We start from the raw sequence: 21,176 nt of genomic DNA, 5'->3' as shown, positions 1-21,176 counted from the left end.
GATGAATGATATTCAGTCCGATCCAACATTTTCCGAAATCCGGCCTCGGCTTGTTCGTTTGGCTTACCGGATGCTTGGCTCGGTGGCGGATGCGGAAGATATCGTCCAGGATGCCTACCTGCGTTGGCTGGCCACTGACCAAAATGTCGTGCGCCAGCCAGTGGCGTTCCTGCACACCATTGTCACCCGGCTTTGCCTGAACGAGCTGAAATCCGCGCGCCGGAGACGTGAGACTTATGTCGGCCCATCGCTGCCCGAACCCATCATCAATACCGAGGAACCGGATTCCATTGATGATATCACGCTCCCGCTGATGATCGCCTTGGAGCGCCTTTCTCCGTTGGAACGCGCGGCATTCCTGCTTCACGATGTCTTTGGCATGGGGTTCGACGACATTGCAAACGTCATAGACCGCGAAACGGCTGCCTGCCGCAAGCTGGCAAGCCGGGCTCGCAACCATATCGAGGCCGCGCGCCCCCGCTTCCCCGTGACGAAAGAGCATGGGCTGGAAATCGCGACCGCCTTCTACACCGCATCACGCAGTGGGGATATGAAAACACTGCACTCACTTCTCGCGCAGGATGTAATCGCCAGCACCGATGGCGGAGGCAAAGTGCCCGCTTCGTCACGCCCGTTGATCGGCATAGACGAGGTGATGGCACGTCACGAACAGCTCGCACAGGAGTTCGGCGCAGCGCCATCGCTACTGGTCCGTTTTGCCTTGATCGACGGGCTTCCCGGTTTCATCACGGTCGAGAAAGACGGGATTGTTCAGACTACAGCCTTGCAGATCGACCAAGAAAAGGTGGTCGCCATCTATATCACCCGAAACCCGGACAAGTTGCAGCACTTGGACGGCGTTTCGCTGCAATAGGCAGAAAGAGCAGTGCGGCGGCGCTCAACACCGGTGCCTGCCCGCGACATGGCGGGGTCTCTCAAGAAGAACTGATTCATCAAATTCACCTCGGAAATCCAAGATAAACTCAAACTCTTGGGCGGGCGGTGATCGACGGCACATAGGCTATTGGATGCGGCAAGCGCAGCTCAAAATGGCGGAGAGACAGGGATTCGAACCCTGGGTGGGCTTGCACCCACAACGGTTTTCGAGACCGCCCCGTTCGACCACTCCGGCACCTCTCCGCAGGCCAGTGGCTTGTGAGGGGGGGATTTAGTGCCAAGCGCGGGGCGGTGCAAGCCGTTATTTTCGGGTCCGTGTTCGGGTCCGTGATTGCGCCTTGGAAAACCCCGCCCAGACCCTTACCTTTGTGCAAACCGACGCAAAGGCCCGGGTGCCCCATGTTCCAGCGTATTCTGCCGTTCATCGCCTTCGTAACTCTTGCCCTGCCGCTGCGGGCCGATCCCGCCGCGCGGGTGGATGATCTGCTGGCCGCGCTGCGGCTGCCAGAGACGCTCGAGATCATGGCCCAGGAGGGCATAGAATATGGTGGCGAGCTGGAGGCCGAGATGTTTGCCGGCCATGGCGGCGCGCGCTGGCAGGCGATGGTGGCGCGCATCTATGACGTATCGCGCATGGAAGAGATCATGCGCGAGGCGCTGGAACAGGAACTGGCCGGGCAGGACGTCGCCGCGCTGACCACCTTCTTCGCGTCGGAACTCGGCGCGCGCATCGTCGATCTGGAGATCGCGGCCCGGCGCGCCCTGCTGGACGATGACGTCGATGCCGAGACCCGGCTGAAGGTGGAAGAGATGCGCGCCGATGACGACCCGCGCCTGGAGCTGCTCGAACAATTCGTGACGGCCAATGAACTGATCGAGTTCAATGTGGTCGGCGGGCTGAATGCCAATTACGCCTTCTACAGGGGGCTGAGCGATGGCGGCGCGTTTCCGTTCGAGCTGAGCGAAGAAGAGATGCTGGCCGATGTCTGGTCGCAGGAAGACGACGTGCGCCAGGAGACGGAGGAATGGATGTATTCCTATCTGTCGCTGGCCTATGAACCGCTGGAGGATGCCGATCTGTCCGCCTATATCACCCTGTCGGAAACCCCGGCGGGGCAGGCGCTGAACCGGGCGCTCTTTGCGGGCTATGACGTGGTGTTCCGGGCGATTTCGCGCGAATTGGGGCTGGGCGCGGCCCAGTTCATGGCCGGGCAGGATATCTGAGCCGGCCTGGCACCCCCGAAAACCGGCATTCCGGCTTGACTTGTGGCGGCTCTTCCCCGATAAGCCGCATCTCTGCAAGGGGTTGGCTCTTGCGGATTCGTGAAATATCGCCCGAACAGGGCGCGCTGTCCGAAGGCGCATGCGCGTGAACGCCGCGAAAGCGGGGCCAAAGGACGCGGTAGAAAAAGGAAGAGCACATGTTTGCGGTCCTCAAGACCGGCGGCAAGCAGTACAAGGTTCAGTCTGGCGACGTTCTGCGCGTCGAGAAACTGGCCGCTGATGCTGGCGAAAAGATTCAGTTCAACGAAATTCTGATGGTCGGCGCCCAGGTTGGCACGCCCACCGTCGATGGTGCCGCCGTGCAGGCCGAGGTGATCGAACAGATCAAGGGCCCCAAGACGATCAACTTCGTCAAGCGCCGCCGCAAGCACAGCTCGCAGCGCACCAAGGGCCACCGCCAGCAGCTGACGCTGCTGCGCGTGACCGACATCCTGGAAACCGGCGCCGATGCGTCGGGCGTCAAGGCAGCCGTCGGGGCAGGGTCCGTCGCGGCCGCGGCACCGGCGCCGGCCAAGACGGCTGCGCCGAAAGCCGCCGCGCCGAAGACCGCCGCCGCGACCGGTGCGGATGATCTGAAAAAGCTCTCGGGCGTTGGCCCGGCGCTTGAAAAGAAACTGCACGAGGCCGGCGTGACCACGTTTGCCCAGATCGCAGCCTGGAGCGACGAAGATGTTGCCGCGATGGACGAGAAACTGTCGTTCAAAGGCCGTATCGAGCGTGAAGGCTGGATCGCCCAGGCCAAAGAACTGGCCAACGGCTAAGGTATAGGAGAACAGCGATATGGCACATAAAAAAGCAGGCGGTTCATCCCGTAACGGGCGCGACTCCGCCGGACGCCGTCTGGGCGTCAAGAAATATGGTGGCGAAGCCGTGATCCCGGGCAACATCATCGTGCGTCAGCGCGGCACCAAGTGGTGGCCGGGCGATAACGTCGGCATGGGCAAGGATCACACGATCTTCGCCACGACCGAAGGCGCCGTGACCTTCCGCAAGGGGCTCAAGGGTCGCACCTTTATTTCGGTTCTCCCGGTGGCGGAGGCCGCAGAGTAAGCCGAAACCTCAGGCACTGACAATTTCGTGGGGGATCGGCAGGGCGCCGGTCCCCCATTTTATTTCATTTTCCGAAAGGCGGCCGGAATGGGCGCGACGGCAGAACAGAACCGTATTCCGATCCTGCCCTTGGGGCCGGCGGCGTTCACCTTCGCCGTGATCGCCTTGTCGGGGCTGGCGGCGATCGCCATTTATTCATCGTCGGGCCGGGCCGCATCGCGACCGGGCCGACGTACGGGAGAGAGGGTCCTTGTTCGCGCGGCGTTGTGGCGTGGCGGGCGGGGAGTATTGAAACGGCCGCTGGCGGGGCTGCCTGCCGCCGGGGGCCGGAATGTGCTTTTCGGAGGAGCGAAGGCATGAAAATGGATTCCATCGTGTCCCAACCTGTGATCGAAACCGAACGCTTCCAGCTGCGGCCGGTGCGCAAATCCGACGCGGGCCTGTTGCAGATGTACGCGGGTGACCTGCGCGTGGCGCGGTTCACCCGTTCGATTCCGCACCCGCTGCCGCCCGGCGCGATCGAGGCCTATATCGCCCGCGCGCAATCTGAAACCCGCACCGAAGATGTCTGGGTGATGGACGGGTCGGACCAGAGCCTGTCCGAAGTGCTCGGCGTGGTGTCGCTGGAACGGATGGAGCGTGCGCAATCGCAGATCGGCTACTGGGTGGCGCCGGCGTTCTGGAACACCGGCATCGCCTCGGAAGCGGTCAATGCGCTTCTGGCGGCCGATCCGCAGAAAAGCCAGACGGTTTTCGCCGAGGTGTTTCAGGACAACCCCGGCTCTGCCCGTGTGCTGACCAACGCCGGCTTCAACTATATCGGCGACGCCGAGGCCTATTCGGTGGCGCGCGGCGGCAAGGTTGCGACCTGGACCTATCTGAAGAAACTCAACTGACCGGCGGCGGGGCTTGAGAGCCCGCCGCTTTCCCGCTATCGCCTGCCGGGAAGCTACAAGGGCCTGTGACCGATGAAATTTCTCGACCTCGCGAAAGTCTATATCCGCTCGGGTGGCGGCGGGGCCGGTTGCGTCAGCTTCCGGCGCGAGAAATATATCGAATACGGCGGTCCCGACGGCGGCGACGGCGGTGATGGCGGCAATGTCTGGGCCGAGGCGGTGGACGGGCTGAATACGCTGATCGATTTCCGCTATCAGCAGCATTTCTTCGCCAAATCGGGCCAGCCCGGCATGGGCAAGCAGCGCACCGGCAAGGATGGCGACGACATCGTGCTGCGTGTGCCGGTGGGCACCGAAATTCTCGACGAGGATGAAGAAACCGTTCTGGCCGACATGACGGAGATCGGCCAGCGGGTTCTGCTGGCCCGTGGCGGCAACGGCGGTTTCGGCAACCTGCATTTCAAGACCGCCACCAATCAGGCGCCGCGCCGGGCCAATCCGGGGCAGGAGGGCGTCGAGCGCACCATCTGGCTGCGGCTGAAGCTGATTGCCGACGCCGGGCTTCTGGGGATGCCCAATGCGGGAAAATCCACCTTCCTGGCCGCCACCTCGAACGCGCGGCCCAAGATCGCCGACTACCCGTTCACCACGCTGCACCCCAATCTGGGCGTCGTCGGGGTGGACAATGCCGAATTCGTGATCGCCGATATTCCGGGGCTGATCGAGGGCGCGCACGAAGGGCGCGGGCTGGGCGACCAGTTTCTCGGCCATGTCGAGCGGTGTTCCGTCCTGCTGCATCTGGTCGACGGCACGTCCGAGGATGTGGTGGGCGATTACCGCACCATCATTCATGAGCTGGAGGCCTATGGCGGCCATCTGGCCGACAAGCCGCGCGTGACCGCGCTGAACAAGATCGACGCGCTGGACGAGGCGCAGCGGGCCGAGCGGAAGGCCGAGCTGGAGGCTGCCGTGGGCGGGCCGGTGCTGATGATGTCGGGCGTGTCGGGCGAGGGGCTGACAGAGGTGCTGCGCGCGGTGCGCGCCGAGATCCGGGAGGACAAGCTGCGCCTGAAATCCGCAAGCGAGGAGCCGGACGCGTGGCAACCCTGAACGACGCCCGGCGGCTGGTCGTCAAGATCGGCTCGGCGCTGCTGGTGGATCGCGCCAGCGGCCGGTTGCGCGCCGAATGGCTGCAGGCGCTGGCCGAGGATGTGGCCGAGATCAAGAGCCGGGGGGTGGACGTGATCCTGGTTTCCTCCGGCTCGATCGCGCTGGGGCGCGGTGCGCTTGGCCTGCCGGCCGGCCCGCTGGCGCTGGAACAATCGCAGGCCGCCGCCGCCGTCGGGCAGATCCGGCTGGCCCGCGCCTATGAAGAGGCGCTGGCGCCCCATGGCATCATCACGGCGCAGGTGCTGGTGACGCTGGAAGACAGCGCCAACCGCCGCCGCTATCTGAACTCGCGCAATACGCTGGAACAGCTTGTCGGCCTCGGTGTGGTGCCGATCGTCAATGAAAACGACACGATTGCCACGGATGAAATCCGGTTCGGCGACAATGACAGGCTTGCCGCGCAGGTGGCGGTGACGGTGGGCGCCGATCAACTGGTGCTGCTCTCGGATGTCGACGGGTTCTATACCGCCAGCCCCGCGACCGATCCGGGCGCCAGGCGGTTCGACGTGATCGAAGAGATCACCCCGGAGATCGAGGCGATGGCGGGCGATGCGGCCTCGGGCCTGTCGAAGGGCGGGATGAAGACCAAGCTTCTGGCGGCCAAGACGGCCACCGGCGCGGGCTGTGCGATGGCGATCACCGAAGGGTCGGTGATGCGGCCGCTGCGGGCGCTGGCGGCGGGGGCGAATGCCACGTGGTTCCTGCCCAAGGAAGATCCGCAGACCGCGCGCAAACGCTGGATCGCGGCGATGAAGCCCAAGGGCGAGATCCACGTGGATGCCGGGGCGGCGCGGGCGCTGGCGCAGGGAAACTCGCTGTTGCCGGCCGGGGTTGTCCGGGTATCGGGCGCGTTCGGCCGCGGCGATCCGGTGGCGATCGTGGCGCCCTCGGGGGCGACGCTGGGCAAGGGGCTGACCCGCTATACCGCGCTAGAGGCGCAGGCGATCAGGGGCTGTCAGTCGCGTGACATTGCGGCCATTCTGGGCTATCCGGGGCGGGCCGCGCTGATCCACAGGGACGATATGGTGCTATGAAGGATATGGAAAACATCCCCGCGATGATGGCCGAGATCGGCGCGCGCGCACGCGCCGCCGCGACGGAGCTTGCCTTTGCCCCGTCGGATGCCAAGACCCGCGCGCTGAATGCCGCCGCCGATGCGGTCTGGGCCCGGCGGGAAGAGATCATCGCGGCGAATGCCCGCGACATGGCGTTCGGCCGTGACAAGGGTCTGTCGCCCGCCATGCTCGACCGGCTGATGCTCGACGAAACCCGCATTCAGGGCATCGTCGCCGGCCTGCGCGCCGTGGCCGCCCAGAACGATCCCGTGGGCGAGGTGATCACCGAATGGGACATGGACAGCGGGTTACACATCAAGCGCGTGCGCACACCGCTGGGCGTGATCGGCGTAATCTATGAAAGCCGCCCGAACGTGACGGCGGATGCGGGCGCGCTGTGCCTGAAGGCCGGCAATGCGGTGATCCTGCGCGGCGGGTCGGAAAGTTTTCATTCCTCGGGCCTGATCCATGAATGCCTGCAGGCGGGGTTGCGCGCCGCCGGCCTGCCCGAAGACGCGATCCAGCGGGTGCCCACGCGTGACCGCGAGGCCGTGGCCGAGATGCTGCGCATGACCGATTTCATCGACGTGATCGTGCCGCGCGGCGGCAAGGGCCTGGTGGGCCTTGTGCAGCGAGAGGCACGGGTGCCGGTGTTCGCCCATCTGGAAGGCATCGTGCATATCTATGTCGACAAGGCCGCCGACCCTGAAAAGGCGATGAAGGTGGTACTGAATGCCAAGACCCGACGCACCGGCATCTGCGGCGCCGCCGAATGCCTGCTGATCCATCGCGATCTGGCCGCGGGGCTGGGCGCCGATCTGATCGCCGCGCTGGTCGCGGCGGGTGTGACCGTGCACGCGGATGCGGCGCTGGCCCGGCTTCCCGGAACAGTGCCGGCCACGGATGACGACTGGGGGCGCGAATATCTGGACATGGATATCGCCGCGAAGCTGGTCGATGACGTGGATGGCGCGATTGCGCATATCCGCCGCTACGGCTCGAATCACACCGACGCGATCCTCACCGAGGATGACGCGGCCGCCGAGCGATTCTTTACCCGGCTCGACAGCGCGATCCTGATGCGCAACGCCTCGACCCAGTTCGCCGATGGCGGCGAGTTCGGCATGGGCGCCGAGATCGGTATTGCCACTGGCAAGATGCACGCGCGCGGGCCTGTCGGGGCCGAGCAGCTGACCAGCTTCAAGTACATCGTGCTGGGGGACGGGGCCGTGCGCGGCTGATCAGAACCGGACGGTGATCGCGTCGGGCCCGAGATCCATGTTCAGCGGCTTGCCGTCGCGGGCGCAGGCGTCGCGCAGCAGCGCGAACTGAACCTCAGCCGCGGTGAAGCTGCCGGGGGCGTGCGGATCCGCCATCGCCTTCCACAGCCTGTCATCGAGCGAAAGCCGGGGCCCTGCCGCCGACAGGTGCCAGGCGCCGGCGTCGGCGCGCACCGCGATGTCTCCACCCGTGGGCAGCGCGGTTTCGAGGCACAGGATCAGCAGCAGCGCGAGCCGGGCATCGGCGCGGGCCATGTCAGCCGGCAGATCATGGGCCAGCGCGATGCGCCCCTGCCCATAGGTATCATCCAGCACCGAGGCCATTTCCCCACGCCCGATCGTCTGATCCGGCGGCGCGGTGCCAAAGGCGATGCGGAAAAACCGGATGCGGGCGTTGGCACTGCGGGCGGCGGCGGAGACCAGAGACAGTTCCGGCCCCTCGGCGACGCCGGCCATCTGCAACAGCTCCAGCCCATTGCCGATCGCGCCCAGAGGGCTGATAAGGTCATGGCAGATGCGCGAACCCAGCAGCGCGGTCAGATCGGGCGGCAGGCTGTCTGTCACGGCCGCGCCCGCCGCGAGGAAGGATCACCGATGGGCGACATGAACGCATTGCTGGAACCCGGCCAGCTTGTCCGCCACCCGTTGCGGCCCGATTGGGGGCTGGGGCAGGTCCAGTCCAACATCGGGGGAAAGATCACGGTGAATTTCGAGCACGAGGGAAAGGTCGTGATCGACGGGTCGCGGGTCGAGCTCATGCCGGTCTATGACTCCTGACGGAAACGGGGGCCTTGCCCGAGCTTGTGCATGCGAATCTTAACGGAAAGTTAACGCCCGGCTTTCCGCGGCGGTGTTGCAAATCGCGGCGGCGCTGACTAGAACCGGCCCAGCCGCTGGCCCGAATGGAATTCTTCAGCCTCACATGCGCTCTATCGACGACCATTTCGAGCTGAAGCTCGCCAAGGACCCCGCCGATCTGAAGGCTGCGCAACGGCTGCGCTACGAGGTGTTCGTGGCCGAGCTTGGCGGCGACGGCCCGCTGGTCGATCACGACGCGCGGCTGGAGCGGGATGCGTTCGATCCCTATTACGACCACCTGCTGCTGATCGACAAGCGGCGCGACGCGGCGGCGCTGGAGCATGTGGTGGGCGTTTACCGGCTGTTGCGCGATGATCAGGCCGGGCGGATCGGCCGCTACTATACCGAGTCCGAATATGATCTGACGGTGCTCAAGCAAAGCGGCCGCAAGTTGCTGGAGCTTGGGCGATCCTGTGTTCACCGCGATTATCGCGGCGGCATGGCGCTCTATCATCTGTGGAACGGTCTGGCCGCCTATGTGTTCGAACATCGGATCGAGGTGCTGTTCGGCGTGGCCAGCTTTCACGGCACCGATATCGAGGCGCTGAAACTGCCGCTTGCCTATCTGCACCATTTCCACCTGGCGCCCGAGGCGCTGCGGGTGCGCGCCCAGCCCGAGCATTTTCAGCGGATGGACCTGATGGAGGCCGCCCGGATCGACCGCAAGCAGGCGATGCTGCTGACGCCGGCACTGATCAAGGCCTATCTGCGGCTTGGCGGCTTCGTGGGCGAGGGCGCCTATGTGGATCATGAGTTCAACACGACCGATGTCTGTCTGATCATGGATACGGCGCGGATGACAGACAAGCGCCGGGCCAAGTTCGAAAAGGACATCCGGGCGTGAACGCGAGCTGGACGGGGGGCGCACCGCCCGAAGACCCGCCCTTCGGCCCCTTGGGTTGGCTGCGCGTGCTCTGGCGCGGCGCGGCGCTGGCAGGCGTCACATTCGCCGGGCTTGCGGTGTTGCTGTTGCTGCGCCTGATCGAGCGGCCGTTGTTCGGGCTGCACCGCCCGGTGACCCCCTTCATCACCCAGTTCGTCTGCCGCACCGCCTTTGTCATTCTGGGGATGCGCTATCAGGTGCGCGGCACGCCGATGGCCGAGCGCGGCGCGGTGGTCGCCAACCATTCGTCATGGCTGGATATTTTCACGCTGAACGCCCGCAAGCGCATCTATTTCGTGTCGAAATCCGAAGTGGCGGGCTGGCCCGTGATCGGCTGGCTGGCACGGGCGACCGGCACGGTTTTCATCAACCGCGACACCCGAGAGGCGCGGCATCAGAAAGAGGTTTTCGAGGCGCGGCTGAAGGCGGGGCACAAGCTGCTGTTCTTCCCCGAGGGCACATCGACCGACGGGATGCAGGTGCTGCCGTTCAAATCGACTCTGTTCGCGGCGTTTTTCAGCGATGCGCTGCGGGGATTTCTGCATGTTCAGCCTGTCACCGTGATCTACCGCGCCCCCGCGGGGCAGGATCCGCGGTTTTACGGATGGTGGGGCGATATGGAGTTCGGGCCGCATCTGCTGAAGGTGCTGGCGGCCCGCCGGCAGGGCAGCGCGGAGGTGGTGTATCATCCGCCGCTGCGCGTTGCGGATTTCGAGAGCCGCAAGGCGCTCGCGCGCGGCTGCGAGGAGGCGGTGCGCGGCGGCTTGCCGATGAGGTAAGTGGCGGCTCTTGCTGCGCGCCCTCACGGGCGCGGATTGCCTCCGGCGGGGATATTTCTGGAAAGATGAAGGGGGCCGTCAGCCCATTGCGGCGATCAGGGCCGCCAGGGCAGCGGCGGGATCATCGCTGCGCCAGATCTCTTCGCCGATGCCGAAGAAATCGGTGACGGGGGCGAGCCGGGCCATTGTCTCGGCGGTGATCGCGCCTTCGGCGACGACCGGCACTTCGATCATTTCCGACCACCAGGTGAACAGCTCGGTTTCGGCGCGGGTGCCGTCGCCGAGCGCGCTGTCGCCGACCGGACCGAAGCTGATGTAATCGGCCCCGGCTTCGCCCGCGGTCATGCCGTCGTGGCGGGAGGTGCCGCAGAAGGCGCCGACGATGGCGTCGGCGCCGAGTTCCTTGCGGGTTTTGCGCACCGAGCGTGCGCCATCGGTGAGATGCACCCCGTCGAGGCCGAGCCGTTCGACGAGCTGGACATGCGTCTCGATCGTCAGGGCGATGTCGCGGGCGTGGGTGATCTCGCGCAGCGCATCGGCGGCGCGGGCGACGCGGTCTTCGTCCTTGCTGGCAAGGGCGAGGCGGACGCAGGCCACGGGATGGGCATCGAGCACCCGGGCCAGTCGGTCGGGGAAGCCCGACAGTTCGAAATCAGGCGGGGTGATGAGATAGATCTGCGGGCGCTCGACGTCGGCCATTGGCGGGCTCCTTGGCTTGGTTGCGCCCCTATAGCCGGGATTTGCGGGCTTGGCCATCTTCCGTTCGTGGCGGCGGCTTGCCTTGGGCGGGTGGGCGGCGTATCACCCGCGCGACCTGACCGCGAAGAGAGTTCATGACCAGCCCGACCCCGCAGCCCGCCTTTATCCTTGTCCGCCCGCAGATGGGGGAAAACATCGGCGGCGCGGCGCGGGCGATGTGGAATTTCGGGCTGGACCGGATGCGCATCGTGGCGCCGCGCGATGGCTGGCCGAACCCCAGGGCGGTGGCGATGGCAAGCGGCGCCGGGCGATTGCTGGACGAGGCGGGGCTGTTTGACGGAACCGGCGCGGCGGTGGCGGATTGCGATTTCGTGTTTGCCACCACGGCGCGGGGCCGGGGCCTGACCAAGCCGGTGATGACGCCGGAACGCGCGATGGAACATGCGCGCGCGCTGATCGCCGGGGGGCGGAAGGTGGGCGTTTTGTTCGGGCCGGAGCGGGCCGGGCTGGAGAATGACGATGTGGCGCGGGCCAATGCGATCATCTCGGTGCCGGTGAACCCGGCGTTTGCCTCGCTCAACCTTGCGCAATGCGTGTTGCTGGTCGGCTATGAGTGGCAGCGGCAGAGTGTGGACGTGCCACCGGAAGTGATGGAGATGGCGAAGACCGAGTTCGCCTCGCATATCGAGATCGAAAAGCTGGGCGATCATTATGAGGAACGGCTGGAGGAGGCCGGGTTCTTTTTCCCCGCGCAGAAGGCCGAGGGGATGAAGCAGAACCTGCGCAACCTGTGGTCGCGGATGCCGCTGACCCGGGCGGATGTGCAGATCTTTCACGGGGCGCTGCGGCAAATGGTGCGCTGGAAAGAGCATGGTGAATGACTTGAAGGGCAGGGGGCGCGGGCCTACTGTCCGGTCGTGAAACGACGGGGGGCGGCATGAGCGGCAAGCGCAGCATTTTCGAAGAGGTCGGCGGTGACAAGGCCCCGGCCCGGCCGGTGCCGCAGCCGGGCCTGATCGACAAGGCCCGCCGGGGCGCGCGCGGCGCGGTTCGGATCTGGCTGATCGTGCTGTTCGTGATGGTGGCGGCGATGATCCTGGTGGGCGGGCTGACCCGGCTGACCGACAGCGGTTTGTCGATCACCGAGTGGAAGCCGGTGACCGGGGCGCTGCCGCCGATGAATGCGGCGGACTGGGCCGATGCCTTTGAGAAATACCAGGCGATTCCCGAATATCAGATGCAGAATCGGGGCATGTCCCTGTCGGAGTTCCAGTTCATCTACTGGTGGGAATGGGGCCACCGGCAGCTTGGCCGGGCGATCGGGCTTGTCTGGGCGATCGGGTTTTTCTTCTTTCTGCTGAGCAAACGCATCCCCACCGGCTGGACCGGGCGGTTGCTGGGCATCGGTGTGCTTGGCGGGCTGCAGGGCGCGATCGGCTGGTGGATGGTGTCGTCGGGGCTGACGGGCGGGCGGCTGGATGTGGCCTCCTACCGGCTGGCGACGCATCTGGGGCTGGCCTTCGTGATCCTGGGCTTCATCACCTGGTATGTGCTGACGCTGGGCCGGGCCGAGAAAGACCTGATGCAGGCGCGGCGCGGGCGCGAGGGCAAGCTGTTTTCCATGTCGACCGGGGTGATGCATTTCGCCTTTCTGCAGATCCTGCTGGGCGCTCTGGTCGCCGGCATCGACGCAGGGCGCAACTTTACCGACTGGCCGTTGATGGCCGGCGGGTTTCTGCCGCCCGATCTGTTTTCGTTGAGCCCGTGGTGGCGGAATTTCTTTGAGGATGCGGGGCTGGTGCAGTTCATGCACCGGATGGCGGGCTATCTGCTGTTCATCTTCGGGCTGGTGGTGTGGAACCGCGCCCGCAAGAGCGGCAATATCAAGACCCGCCGTGCCTTTGACGCGATGGCGCTGATGCTGCTGGGGCAGGTCGCGCTGGGGATCGTGACGGTGATGAATTCCTCGCCGCTGCAGATCGCCATATTCCATCAGCTTGGCGCGATCGTCCTGTGGGTGCTGATCCTGCGTGCGCGCTTTCTTTCGCAATATCCCATTGCCCAATCCATCCGGGGGACCGCATGACCGCTTTTGACAGCCTGATGGCTTTTCAGCATGAGACAGAGGCGCTGGCGCAGGTCGCCGGCCGCCTTGGCTGGGATCAGGAAACGGTGATGCCGCGCGGCGCCGCCGCCCAGCGGGCCGAGGAGATCGGCGCGCTGGAAGCGGTGCTTCACGCCCGCCGCACCGATCCGCGTGTGGGCGACTGGCTGTCGGCGATCGACGACGCCGCGCTTGATCCGGTCGGGGCGGCCAAGATGCGCCATATCCGCAGGTCCTATGCGCGGGCGGTGAAGCTGCCCGAAACGCTGTCGGCGGCGCTGGCCCGCGTGACCAGCCGCGCGCAGGGCATCTGGGCCGAGGCGCGCGCCGCCGATGATGTCGGGCATTTCCTGCCGGTGCTGGAAGAGGTGCTGCGCCTGAAGCGCGAAGAGGCTGCGGCGCTGGCCGATGGCGGCGATCTTTACGACGCGCTGCTGGATGATTACGAGCCCGGCGCCACGGCGGCCGAGATCGGCGCGATGTTCGACCGGATGCGCACGCGGCTGGTGATGCTGCGCGAAAGGATCATGGGCGCGGGGCGCGATCCGGCGCGGCTGAGCGGCCAGTTCCCCGAAGAGGGGCAGCTGCGCCTCGCGCATGAGGCCGCGACCCGTTTCGGCTATGACTGGCGGCACGGGCGGCTCGACAAGGCGGTGCATCCGTTCAGCTCGGGCTCGGGCACCGATGTGCGCATCACCACGCGGGTGGATGAGCGCGACCCGTTCAACTGCCTGTATTCCACGATCCACGAGGTCGGCCACGGCTGCTACGAACAGGGGATCGACCCGGCCTATCTGCTGACCCCGCTGGGGGCGGGCGTGTCGATGGGCGTGCATGAAAGCCAGAGCCGGATCTACGAGAATCAGCTCGGCCGCAGCCGCCCCTTCACCGGCTGGCTGTTCGGGCGGATGCAGTCGATTTTCGGCGATGCCGGGGCCGCCGATGCCGAGGCCTTCTACGCCGCCGTCAACCGCGTGCATTCGGGCTACATCCGCACCGAGGCGGACGAGGTGCATTACAACCTGCATATCATGATGCGCTTCGATCTGGAGCGGCAGTTGATCGCCGGCACGCTTGGCGCCGCCGATCTGGAAGAGGCCTGGAACACGCGTTTCGAGCATGACTTCGGTGTCGCGGTCGACAGGCCCTCGAACGGGGTGCTGCAGGATGTGCACTGGTCGGTGGGGCTGTTCGGTTATTTCCCGACCTACACGCTGGGCAATGTCTATGCGGGTTGCCTGAACCTGGCGCTGCACAGCGCGCTGCCCGATCTGGACGCGGCACTCGCCAAAGGCGATACCGGGGCCGCCACCGGTTGGCTTCGCGAACACGTGCAGCGGCATGGCGGGTTCCATGAGCCGAAGGCGGTGATCGAACAGGCCTGCGGCTTTGAGCCCAACGAGGTGCCCCTTCTGGATTACCTCGACGCGAAATTCAACGCGCTCTATCACCTGTGACCCGGTGCGCATGAAACAGGAACAGGGGCCAGCCATGGTACCGGATTGCCGTGTCTTCGTCTTTTCGTTCAACCGCGGCCCCTATCTGAAGAACTGTATCGACTCGATCCTGCGCCACGCGCCGGGCCTGACGGTCACCGTGGTGGACGACGGCAGCACAGATCCCGAAACGGTGCAGGTGCTTGCCGCGCTTCCGGTAACGGTCGTCACCCCCCGGGCCGAACGGGTCGGCCGGCACGGCGGGCTCTACGCGAATATGCAATGGGCGCTGGAAACCTGCGACAGCACCCTGGCGCTGTTCATGCAGGACGACGTGCAGATGGTGCGCGACCTGGCGGCGGACGACTGGCAGGCGCTGCAGGCGTTTTTCGACGCCGACCCCGGGCATGCCTTCGTCCATCCCTGTTTCCCCATGGGGCCGCGCAAGCCGCGCAGCCGCCATGAATACAAGCCCTGGCCGCCGTTCCGGGGCTATTGCAATGACAATGGCGCGGCGGATCAAAGCGAAAGATCGCGCCGCTGGGTCTATGACGTGACGCTGTGCCACGCGCCGCGCCTGCGCGCCGCGGGCTGGGCCTTCGGCCCGACCGAGCGTGAGAACTCGAAACGTGCCGCCGGGTTGTTCGCGCCGATGCTGCATTTCGCGGACCCGTTCATCTGTCAGTTGCCCGAGGTTGCCACCCTGCGCTTCGGCCGCCGGACCCTGGGCGCGCGGCTGGCGGAATACCTGTCGGGCGAGGACGTCAAATCCTTCGCCCCGATGACAGGCGCCGAGATCGCGGCGCTGAAGACCCGCCCGCTCAACACGATCACCCTGGCCGAGGACGTGCTGCGCCCGGTCAATCCCGGCGTGCGCCGGCCCTTCGTGCACAAGGGCGTGAACCGCCGCTGGTACACCCGCGCGCTGAACAAGCTCGAACTGGCGTTTCGCCGGAGGGCCTGAGCCGGGGCTAATGCGGCCAGTCCGGCGGGCGCTTTTCCAGAAAGGCGGCAATGCCTTCCTCGGTGTCACGGAACAGCATGTTCTGCACCATCACGTCCCCGGCATAGGCATATGCCTGATCAACGGGCATCTGCATCTGTTCGTAAAAGGCCGCCTTGCCGATCTTCACCGCAGCGCTCAGCTTTTGCGCCACCATCCCGGCCAGCGCCCGCGTCGCCTCGGCAAGCTCGCTCGGTGGCACGGCGCGGTTGATCAATCCCAGCGCCTCGGCCCGTTCGGTGCCGATGAACTGGCCCGTCGTCAGCATTTCGAAGGCCTGTTTGCGCGGAATATTCCGAGAAAGCGCCACCATCGGGGTGGAACAGAACAGCCCGATGTTCACCCCGTTCACCCCGAACCGCGTGCCCTCGGCCGCGATCGCCATGTCGCAGGAGGCGACAAGCTGGCAGCCCGCGGCGGTGGCAATTCCGTGCACCTCTGCGACGACCGGCTGGGGCAGGCGTTGCAGCCCGATCATGACGCGTGCGCAGCGGGCGAACAGATCGGCGAAATAGGCCTTGCCGCCATCCTCGGCCTGCCGCCCGGCTGTCATCTCCTTCAGATCATGGCCAGCGCAAAACATCTTGCCCGCCCCGCGCAGAATCACAGCCCGCGTGGCGCTGTCATCCGACAGGGCGTCGATCTGCGCCTGCAAAGCTGCCAGCATGGCGTCGGACAGCGCGTTCAGCCGGTCCGGCAGGTTCAGCGTCAACTCGGCCACGCCATCCCGGTCCGCGCGCAAAAGGATTTCTTCGCCCATCTTGTCATTCCCTCCCTTTTGGAAAAGTCTATGCGCCAAAGCGAACGGGGGGAAGCGCGTGCAGCCGGTTATGGGGATCACGGAACTCGAAGGGTTCCTCGCAATGACTTTTCCGCAAGTCAGCGACGACTTCACGATCGAGGACATCGGCCCGATGACTGCGCGCCTGCGCCTGAATGTGGGCGAACAGCACCTGCGCCCGGGCGGTACCGTTTCGGGTCCTTCGATCTTCGCGCTGGCGGATGTGTCGGTCTACCTGGCGATTCTGGCAATGATCGGGCCACAGGCGCTGGCTGTGACCACCAATTGCGCGATTGATTTCATGCGCAAGCCAGAAGCGGGCAAAGACCTGATCTGCGAGGCCAAGCTTCTGAAACTCGGCCGCGTGCTCGCCGTCGGTGACGCGCTGGTTTTCTCACAAGGACTGGCGGCGCCGGTGGCCCGGGGCGGGCTGACCTATTCTATCCCGCCGAAACGCTAGCCTTTTCATCTTTCCCGAAATATCCCCGCCGGAGGCAAGAAAGTTGATGTCGCGCCGGTAGAGTTCGATGCCTCCGGCGGGGATATTTCTTGGAAAGATGAAGGCCCTTTCAGGGAAGCAGACGCTTGATGTAGCCGGGCAGGGCAAAGGCGGCCTTGTGGACCTCGGGGGTATAGTAACCCGTCTCTATCTTCGCCGTGTCGAACCGGCTCTGCAGCACGTCCAGCGGCACCCTGCCGGCGGGGCCGTCGGTGCCCCAGCCAAAGGCCATCGGCCCGCCGGCATAGGTGGGGATCGTGGCGGTGTAGCAGCCCCAATCGGCGAACAGCGCCTTGAAGGCGCGCATGGAGTTGGACAGCTCTGCGCCCTGAAGGAAGGGCACGCCGTTCTGGGTGACAAGAATGCCGTCCGCGGTCAGGGCGCGCCTGGCGTGGCCGTAGAAGGTATCGGTGAACAGCACCTCGCCCGGGCCGATCGGATCGGTGGAATCGACGATGATCACGTCGAATTTTTCCGTTGTTTCGCGCATGAAAGCGGCGCCGTCGTCGATGACGAGGGTCAGGCGCGGGTCTTCGAACGCGCCCGCCGAAAGCATCGGCAGGTACTCTTTCGAAAATTCCACCACGCCCGCGTCGATCTCGACCATGGTGACATGGTCGAGTGATGTGTGGCGCAGCACCTCGCGTGCCATGCCGCCGTCGCCGCCGCCGATGATCAGCACGCGCCTGGCGGCGCCATGGGCGAGGATCGGCACATGGGTCAGCATTTCATGGTAGATGAAATTGTCGCCCTCGGTGGTCTGCACCACGTCGTCGAGTGTCAGGACACGGCCGAAGGTGCCGTTCTGAAACACCTTGAGCCGCTGATGCTCTGTCTTGCTGTCGTAGAGCATTTCGTCCACGCGCAGCGCCTGGGCGTAGTCGGGATGCAGGGTTTCGCGCAGCCAGTCGCTCATGCCGCTGCGGCCCCGGTCACCAGCCCGTCGCCGCGCAGCAGTTCCTTGACGCGCACGTCATCGGTTGCGAAGGCGCGTTTCAGCACGTCGACCGCCTTCCAGGGGTCAGCGTCGCCGCACATGAACACATCGAACGCGCCATAGCCGATTTCGGGCCAGGTGTGGACGGAGATATGGCTTTCGGCCAGCACCGCCACGCCGGAGACGCCCTGGGGGCTGAACTTGTGCGTATGGATGTGCAGCAGCGTTGCGCCACAGGCCGTCACGCAATCGCGGAAGGCCTTTTGAATGCCGGCTTCCTCATCCAGACCGTGGCCGTTCACCACCTCGATGATCAGGTGCGTTCCGGCAAAGACCCGGCCATCGCGGCGGATGAAGTGATCATCGCGCGTTTCGTCGAAAATGTCAGGTGTGTCGTTTGCAGCCGAAAGGCCGCAGGTGTCTTCCGCGTGGGCGCCTGTCTCCAGACCGATCCCCAGTTGGAAGAGGTTGGCGCGTTCCATGGCGCATCCCCTTCTTACCAGCAGATTGAATCCAGAGGTTCCTTAGCGCCCCCCCGCAGCGCGGGGTTGGGATCGGTCCCTCATATGGAGAGCGGATGTAGGGGGATGCGGCGGCGCGCGCAAGTGAAACTTTTTGGACAATACCGGGGGTTCGGTCGTATTGTTTCGGAGTGTCACCCGAGCGACCTGTCCTTTTGGGCAATAAACCTTTTCAAAAGATAGGGTTACGTAGCGGCATGGCTTCATCCCCCGGACCAGTCCCGGCTATATCGGCCTTCGCAAATACGCGCACCGTCCGAAGCGGTCGGTGGGCCGATACTCCTGCCTTGAAGGAACCGATATGAAGATTGCCATGCTTGGTGCCGCCCTTGGCGCCGTGGTGCTTGCCGCGCCGTCCCATGCCACCACGCTCTCGGCGGCGGAATTGCTGAACCAGTTCAACCTGATCACCCGCGGCGATGTCGCCTCTACCTCGCATGTCGAGGGGCGCGCGCTGATCGGCGGTGATCTGTCGGGTACGTTCGAGACCGGGCTGAACACGCGGGCGGCGGATCTGCCGGTCTCGGAGTTCGACGCGCTTGTTGTGGTCGGCGAGCAGACCGGGATCGCCAAGGGGCTGAACGGCGGCGATGTGAGCATTGGCACCCTGTCGGGCATTGTCGATGTCAGCAGTGGCGGCACCCTGACCACCGGCGCGATCAACGTGCCGGAACGGTTTGCCGAGACGCTGGATGCGTTTTCGATCTCGCTGGCCGATCTGGAGGGCGGCAGCCCCGCGCTCTACGGGCAGACCCTGACGTTTCAGGCCGACCCGCTGAGCGATTTCACGGTGTTCGACATGCCCTTCAGCGCGCTGACGGCCGGGGTGAGCAGCATCGACTATGATCTCGCTGCGTCGGACACGATCGTGATCAACGTGTCGGGCACGACGGGCGCCTTTCCGAACAACAATGAAACCAAATCGCTGGGGCGTCAGGTGATCTGGAACTTCTTCGAGGCGACCTCGATCACGCTGGACCGCACCGTTGTCGGCTCGATCCTGGCGCCGTTCGCGGCGGTCACCGTCGGGACGCCTTATGAGGGCAGCCTTTACGCCGATCGCGTGCTCATGAACAGTGAAGGGCATTTGCAGCCCTTCAGCGGCGTGGTTCCGGTCGCGGCGGTTCCGCTGCCGGCGAGCCTGCCGATGATCAGCGGCGCGCTGGTGCTTCTGGGGCTGGCGCGGCGGCGCAAGGCCGCCTGATCTGACATGAAAAGACACGGATAGCGGCCTTCGGGCCGCTATTTTCGTTTGGGCGGATCAAAAAAGGCCGGAGACGAGGCTCCGGCCAGGAAGAGGTTACGTGACGGGGATCACGGCCTCCAGAACGGTTTTTCCGCTTCGCGCGAGACCTGATCGCGTGTCAGGCCGATGTCGCGCAGAATGGCATCGGGGATATGACCCAGGCGCTTGCGCGCGCGGCTGCGCTCATCCCACTGCATAAAGAGATAGGCCACGCGCACCGCCGCTTTCGAGGTTACCGGAAGAGTGGTGCGGGCCGCGAGCCGCTCCAGCAGGATCCAGGTCGAAGCGAGATAGTGTGACATTGGCGTATCTCCTTTATTGTATTGATACAAAACCTTTACTGTGCAAGTATCGCGTATCAAATTGTACTGAATGACGCTAGGAAAACATTGTAATGGATACAAACTGGCCGCCCGATCTGTCTTCGGCCTCCGGTTCGAAATACATTGTGTTGTTACAATCCCTGCGCGCGGCGATCCGGTCTGGCACCTTGCCGGCGCAGCACCGCCTGCCGCCGGTGCGGGAACTGGCCTGGCAACTCGGGATAACGCCCGGCACCGTTGCGCGGGCGTACAAGCTGGCCAATGACGAAGGCTTGCTGGATACGGCCGTGGGGCGTGGCACCTTTGTGGCGGGCGATGCCGACCGGGCGCCGGTCGTGGACGAGCCGTTGATCAACACAATTCAGGCCGATACGCTTGATTTCCGCGCCTGCCGGGTGGCCGATCTGGGGCAGGGGCGGGTGATCCGCGATATCCTGATGCGGATGGCGCAGGGCACCGGCAGCCGCTATACCGATTATCCGACGAGCGATACCGATCTGGCCGCGCGCAAGGCGGTGGTGGACTGGATCGGGCAGGACCGCGCCGGGCGGCTGGCGGCAGACGATATCGTGCTGGGATTTGGTGCGCAGAACGCGGTGATGATGGTGCTGCAGGCCTGCCTGAGCGGCCCGACGCCGGTGATCCTGACCGAAGAGCTGGCCTATCCGGGGGTACGCCACGCGGCGCGGCTGTTGCGGGCAAAGCTCGTCGGGGTGGCGATGGACCAGGAGGGTATCCGGCCCGACCGATTGGCCGAGGCCTATCGCACCCATGGCGGCCAGGTGCTTCTGACTGCGGCCGAGGTGCACAGCCCGACCACGACACGCACCAGCCACGCGCGGCGCCAGGAAATCGCTGATCTGGCGCGCAAATTCCAGCTTCAGATCATCGAGGACGATTGCCACCGCGTGGCCAACAGCGACATTCCGGGCTATCGCGCCCTGTGCCCGGAGCGCGGATGGTATGTGTCGTCGCTGACCAAATCGGTGTCGGCGACGTTGCGCTTTGGCTTTGCGGCCTGTCCTTCGGCCATGGCGCGGGCGGCGCGGCAGGTGGCGCAATCGTCCTTCTATGGCATGCCGCAGCCGATTCTGGACCTGTGTGCCGAGTTGCTGCGCTCTGGCGAGGCGGAGCGGATCCGGCAGGGGGTGGAAAAGATCAACCTGCAGCGGGTGCATCAGGCGGTGAACATTCTGGGGCAATGGGATATACGCTGGCGTTCCGATGTGCCGTTCATCTGGCTGCGCCTGCCGCAGGGCTGGCGCGGCTCCACCTTCGCCACCGCCTGCGAGGCGCGCGGCATCCGCATCAAGCCGGCCGATGAATTCGCGCTGCCCGACGGCGCCGCGCCCCATGCGGTGCGGCTGGCGCTGAACGCGATCGTGCCCCAGCCGCAGTTCGAGGCGGGGCTGAAGGAGATCGCCGCGATGCTGGCCAACCCGCCGCCCAACGTCGATCTCTAGGGCGCGGGGGTG

25 protein-coding genes and 1 tRNA gene are annotated in these 21,176 nt (G+C 65.2%); 18 read left to right on the top strand and 8 right to left on the bottom strand.

The window, feature by feature from the left end:
• The first annotated feature begins 1 nt into the window (after position 1).
• Positions 2–874 carry a sigma-70 family RNA polymerase sigma factor gene (locus GGR17_RS10625; RefSeq protein ID WP_054538956.1) on the top strand — a complete coding sequence of 291 codons (873 nt, stop codon included), beginning with the start codon at positions 2–4 and terminating at the stop codon, positions 872–874.
• A gap of 176 nt (positions 875–1,050) precedes the next feature.
• Here the strand turns inward: GGR17_RS10625 and GGR17_RS10620 are convergent.
• Positions 1,051–1,140: transfer RNA gene (locus tag GGR17_RS10620), tRNA-Ser, on the bottom strand.
• Between the two features lie 156 nt (positions 1,141–1,296).
• Between GGR17_RS10620 and GGR17_RS10615 the strand changes: the two genes are divergently transcribed.
• The 3 genes from GGR17_RS10615 (at position 1,297) to rpmA (ending at position 3,231) form a co-directional block, all read left to right on the top strand.
• Positions 1,297–2,121, top strand: a complete 825-nt coding sequence (locus tag GGR17_RS10615) for a DUF2059 domain-containing protein (protein WP_054538955.1) — start codon at positions 1,297–1,299, stop codon at positions 2,119–2,121.
• Positions 2,122–2,318: 197 nt separating this feature from the next.
• Positions 2,319–2,942 carry a 50S ribosomal protein L21 gene (locus GGR17_RS10610; RefSeq protein WP_054538954.1) on the top strand — a complete coding sequence of 208 codons (624 nt, stop codon included), beginning with the start codon at positions 2,319–2,321 and terminating at the stop codon, positions 2,940–2,942.
• Positions 2,943–2,961: 19 nt separating this feature from the next.
• Positions 2,962–3,231, top strand: a complete 270-nt coding sequence (rpmA, locus tag GGR17_RS10605) for a 50S ribosomal protein L27 (protein ID WP_037207477.1) — start codon at positions 2,962–2,964, stop codon at positions 3,229–3,231.
• Between the two features lie 59 nt (positions 3,232–3,290).
• Here the strand turns inward: rpmA and GGR17_RS20500 are convergent, their stop codons facing one another.
• Positions 3,291–3,422 (bottom strand): hypothetical protein, encoded by a 132-nt coding sequence (locus GGR17_RS20500; RefSeq protein WP_255353420.1) that lies wholly within the window; start codon positions 3,420–3,422, stop codon positions 3,291–3,293.
• Between the two features lie 165 nt (positions 3,423–3,587).
• Here GGR17_RS20500 and GGR17_RS10600 point away from each other — a divergent pair, with 165 nt between their 5' ends.
• From GGR17_RS10600 to GGR17_RS10585, 4 genes are all read left to right on the top strand, one after another.
• Entirely contained in the window at positions 3,588–4,127 is a 540-nt protein-coding gene (locus tag GGR17_RS10600) for a GNAT family N-acetyltransferase (protein ID WP_054538953.1), read from the top strand.
• Between the two features lie 72 nt (positions 4,128–4,199).
• The gene (gene obgE / locus GGR17_RS10595) at positions 4,200–5,237 is read left to right on the top strand and encodes a GTPase ObgE (RefSeq protein WP_037207482.1); all 1,038 of its coding nucleotides are present in this window, start codon (positions 4,200–4,202) and stop codon (positions 5,235–5,237) included.
• Positions 5,225–6,331: a glutamate 5-kinase gene (gene proB, locus GGR17_RS10590; RefSeq protein WP_054538952.1), complete on the top strand. Its 1,107-nt coding sequence runs from the start codon at positions 5,225–5,227 to the stop codon at positions 6,329–6,331. Before obgE ends, proB begins: the two co-directional genes overlap by 13 nt.
• Positions 6,328–7,593: a glutamate-5-semialdehyde dehydrogenase gene (locus tag GGR17_RS10585; RefSeq protein WP_054538951.1), complete on the top strand. Its 1,266-nt coding sequence runs from the start codon at positions 6,328–6,330 to the stop codon at positions 7,591–7,593. Before proB ends, GGR17_RS10585 begins: the two co-directional genes overlap by 4 nt.
• On the opposite strand, the gene GGR17_RS10580 is transcribed toward GGR17_RS10585, so the two are convergent.
• A complete protein-coding gene (locus GGR17_RS10580; RefSeq protein WP_054538950.1) occupies positions 7,594–8,196 on the bottom strand; it encodes a histidine phosphotransferase family protein in 603 nt (200 codons plus the stop codon).
• A 30-nt stretch (positions 8,197–8,226) separates the two neighbouring features.
• Between GGR17_RS10580 and GGR17_RS10575 the strand changes: the two genes are divergently transcribed.
• The 3 genes from GGR17_RS10575 to GGR17_RS10565 all read left to right on the top strand — a co-directional run bounded on the left by GGR17_RS10575 (position 8,227) and on the right by GGR17_RS10565 (position 10,152).
• Positions 8,227–8,409 carry a DUF3553 domain-containing protein gene (locus tag GGR17_RS10575; protein WP_054538949.1) on the top strand — a complete coding sequence of 61 codons (183 nt, stop codon included), beginning with the start codon at positions 8,227–8,229 and terminating at the stop codon, positions 8,407–8,409.
• Between the two features lie 145 nt (positions 8,410–8,554).
• Positions 8,555–9,334: a GNAT family N-acetyltransferase gene (locus GGR17_RS10570; protein ID WP_054538948.1), complete on the top strand. Its 780-nt coding sequence runs from the start codon at positions 8,555–8,557 to the stop codon at positions 9,332–9,334.
• Complete coding sequence (locus tag GGR17_RS10565) at positions 9,331–10,152, top strand: lysophospholipid acyltransferase family protein (RefSeq protein ID WP_054538947.1); 822 nt, start codon at positions 9,331–9,333, stop codon at positions 10,150–10,152. Before GGR17_RS10570 ends, GGR17_RS10565 begins: the two co-directional genes overlap by 4 nt.
• A 78-nt stretch (positions 10,153–10,230) precedes the next feature.
• Here GGR17_RS10565 and GGR17_RS10560 read toward each other — a convergent pair whose 3' ends face one another.
• Positions 10,231–10,851: a thiamine phosphate synthase gene (locus tag GGR17_RS10560; RefSeq protein ID WP_054538946.1), complete on the bottom strand. Its 621-nt coding sequence runs from the start codon at positions 10,849–10,851 to the stop codon at positions 10,231–10,233.
• Positions 10,852–10,985: 134 nt separating this feature from the next.
• Between GGR17_RS10560 and GGR17_RS10555 the strand changes: the two genes are divergently transcribed.
• The 4 genes from GGR17_RS10555 to GGR17_RS10540 are packed head-to-tail and all read left to right on the top strand — an operon-like array spanning position 10,986 to position 15,355.
• Positions 10,986–11,732, top strand: coding sequence for an RNA methyltransferase (locus tag GGR17_RS10555; protein ID WP_037207501.1), 747 nt, complete (start codon positions 10,986–10,988; stop codon positions 11,730–11,732).
• 56 nt (positions 11,733–11,788) lie between these two features.
• Complete coding sequence (gene ctaA / locus GGR17_RS10550) at positions 11,789–12,937, top strand: heme A synthase (RefSeq protein WP_054538945.1); 1,149 nt, start codon at positions 11,789–11,791, stop codon at positions 12,935–12,937.
• The gene (locus GGR17_RS10545; protein ID WP_054538944.1) at positions 12,934–14,412 is read left to right on the top strand and encodes a carboxypeptidase M32; all 1,479 of its coding nucleotides are present in this window, start codon (positions 12,934–12,936) and stop codon (positions 14,410–14,412) included. The genes ctaA and GGR17_RS10545 overlap by 4 nt, the downstream gene beginning before the upstream one ends.
• Before the next feature lie 10 nt (positions 14,413–14,422).
• Entirely contained in the window at positions 14,423–15,355 is a 933-nt protein-coding gene (locus GGR17_RS10540) for a glycosyltransferase family A protein (protein WP_082386591.1), read from the top strand.
• A 7-nt stretch (positions 15,356–15,362) separates the two neighbouring features.
• Here the strand turns inward: GGR17_RS10540 and GGR17_RS10535 are convergent, their stop codons facing one another.
• Positions 15,363–16,154, bottom strand: a complete 792-nt coding sequence (locus tag GGR17_RS10535) for an enoyl-CoA hydratase (RefSeq protein ID WP_054538942.1) — start codon at positions 16,152–16,154, stop codon at positions 15,363–15,365.
• 103 nt (positions 16,155–16,257) lie between these two features.
• Here GGR17_RS10535 and GGR17_RS10530 point away from each other — a divergent pair, with 103 nt between their 5' ends.
• Positions 16,258–16,635 (top strand): PaaI family thioesterase, encoded by a 378-nt coding sequence (locus GGR17_RS10530; RefSeq protein WP_235974471.1) that lies wholly within the window; start codon positions 16,258–16,260, stop codon positions 16,633–16,635.
• 109 nt (positions 16,636–16,744) lie between these two features.
• Here the strand turns inward: GGR17_RS10530 and speE are convergent, their stop codons facing one another.
• Both speE and speD read right to left on the bottom strand, forming a co-directional pair.
• The gene (gene speE, locus GGR17_RS10525) at positions 16,745–17,590 is read right to left on the bottom strand and encodes a polyamine aminopropyltransferase (RefSeq protein ID WP_054538940.1); all 846 of its coding nucleotides are present in this window, start codon (positions 17,588–17,590) and stop codon (positions 16,745–16,747) included.
• On the bottom strand, positions 17,587–18,093 hold the full coding sequence (gene speD / locus GGR17_RS10520; RefSeq protein WP_054538939.1) for an adenosylmethionine decarboxylase: 507 nt from the start codon (positions 18,091–18,093) through the stop codon (positions 17,587–17,589). Before speD ends, speE begins: the two co-directional genes overlap by 4 nt.
• A gap of 340 nt (positions 18,094–18,433) precedes the next feature.
• Between speD and GGR17_RS10515 the strand changes: the two genes are divergently transcribed.
• Entirely contained in the window at positions 18,434–19,336 is a 903-nt protein-coding gene (locus tag GGR17_RS10515; RefSeq protein ID WP_054538938.1) for a collagen-binding domain-containing protein, read from the top strand.
• A 110-nt stretch (positions 19,337–19,446) separates the two neighbouring features.
• On the opposite strand, the gene GGR17_RS10510 is transcribed toward GGR17_RS10515, so the two are convergent.
• Positions 19,447–19,680: a DUF1127 domain-containing protein gene (locus tag GGR17_RS10510; protein WP_054538937.1), complete on the bottom strand. Its 234-nt coding sequence runs from the start codon at positions 19,678–19,680 to the stop codon at positions 19,447–19,449.
• A 92-nt stretch (positions 19,681–19,772) separates the two neighbouring features.
• Here GGR17_RS10510 and GGR17_RS10505 point away from each other — a divergent pair, with 92 nt between their 5' ends.
• The gene (locus GGR17_RS10505; RefSeq protein WP_054538936.1) at positions 19,773–21,164 is read left to right on the top strand and encodes an aminotransferase-like domain-containing protein; all 1,392 of its coding nucleotides are present in this window, start codon (positions 19,773–19,775) and stop codon (positions 21,162–21,164) included.
• Positions 21,165–21,176: the final 12 nt, after the last annotated feature.

Origin of the sequence: Actibacterium naphthalenivorans (genome assembly GCF_014196965.1) — a bacterium.
GTDB lineage: Bacteria > Pseudomonadota > Alphaproteobacteria > Rhodobacterales > Rhodobacteraceae > Actibacterium_A > Actibacterium_A naphthalenivorans.
Note: the sequence above shows the minus strand (reverse complement) of the source record. Positions and strands in the feature narration are given on the sequence as shown.

Bases quoted from the DNA above. Each gene is read 5' to 3' on its own strand.
- GGR17_RS10625 (WP_054538956.1), top strand. From the start codon at position 2: ATGAATGATATTCAGTCCGATCCAACATTTTCCGAAATCCGGCCTCGG.
- GGR17_RS10615 (WP_054538955.1), top strand. From the start codon at position 1,297: ATGTTCCAGCGTATTCTGCCGTTCATCGCCTTCGTAACTCTTGCCCTG.
- GGR17_RS10610 (WP_054538954.1), top strand. From the start codon at position 2,319: ATGTTTGCGGTCCTCAAGACCGGCGGCAAGCAGTACAAGGTTCAGTCT.
- rpmA (WP_037207477.1), top strand. From the start codon at position 2,962: ATGGCACATAAAAAAGCAGGCGGTTCATCCCGTAACGGGCGCGACTCC.
- GGR17_RS20500 (WP_255353420.1), bottom strand. From the start codon at position 3,422: ATGGCGATCGCCGCCAGCCCCGACAAGGCGATCACGGCGAAGGTGAAC.
- GGR17_RS10600 (WP_054538953.1), top strand. From the start codon at position 3,588: ATGAAAATGGATTCCATCGTGTCCCAACCTGTGATCGAAACCGAACGC.
- obgE (WP_037207482.1), top strand. From the start codon at position 4,200: ATGAAATTTCTCGACCTCGCGAAAGTCTATATCCGCTCGGGTGGCGGC.
- GGR17_RS10585 (WP_054538951.1), top strand. From the start codon at position 6,328: ATGAAGGATATGGAAAACATCCCCGCGATGATGGCCGAGATCGGCGCG.
- GGR17_RS10575 (WP_054538949.1), top strand. From the start codon at position 8,227: ATGGGCGACATGAACGCATTGCTGGAACCCGGCCAGCTTGTCCGCCAC.
- GGR17_RS10570 (WP_054538948.1), top strand. From the start codon at position 8,555: ATGCGCTCTATCGACGACCATTTCGAGCTGAAGCTCGCCAAGGACCCC.
- GGR17_RS10560 (WP_054538946.1), bottom strand. From the start codon at position 10,851: ATGGCCGACGTCGAGCGCCCGCAGATCTATCTCATCACCCCGCCTGAT.
- GGR17_RS10555 (WP_037207501.1), top strand. From the start codon at position 10,986: ATGACCAGCCCGACCCCGCAGCCCGCCTTTATCCTTGTCCGCCCGCAG.
- ctaA (WP_054538945.1), top strand. From the start codon at position 11,789: ATGAGCGGCAAGCGCAGCATTTTCGAAGAGGTCGGCGGTGACAAGGCC.
- GGR17_RS10545 (WP_054538944.1), top strand. From the start codon at position 12,934: ATGACCGCTTTTGACAGCCTGATGGCTTTTCAGCATGAGACAGAGGCG.
- GGR17_RS10540 (WP_082386591.1), top strand. From the start codon at position 14,423: ATGAAACAGGAACAGGGGCCAGCCATGGTACCGGATTGCCGTGTCTTC.
- GGR17_RS10535 (WP_054538942.1), bottom strand. From the start codon at position 16,154: ATGGGCGAAGAAATCCTTTTGCGCGCGGACCGGGATGGCGTGGCCGAG.
- GGR17_RS10530 (WP_235974471.1), top strand. From the start codon at position 16,258: ATGACTTTTCCGCAAGTCAGCGACGACTTCACGATCGAGGACATCGGC.
- speE (WP_054538940.1), bottom strand. From the start codon at position 17,590: ATGAGCGACTGGCTGCGCGAAACCCTGCATCCCGACTACGCCCAGGCG.
- speD (WP_054538939.1), bottom strand. From the start codon at position 18,093: ATGGAACGCGCCAACCTCTTCCAACTGGGGATCGGTCTGGAGACAGGC.
- GGR17_RS10515 (WP_054538938.1), top strand. From the start codon at position 18,434: ATGAAGATTGCCATGCTTGGTGCCGCCCTTGGCGCCGTGGTGCTTGCC.
- GGR17_RS10510 (WP_054538937.1), bottom strand. From the start codon at position 19,680: ATGTCACACTATCTCGCTTCGACCTGGATCCTGCTGGAGCGGCTCGCG.
- GGR17_RS10505 (WP_054538936.1), top strand. From the start codon at position 19,773: ATGGATACAAACTGGCCGCCCGATCTGTCTTCGGCCTCCGGTTCGAAA.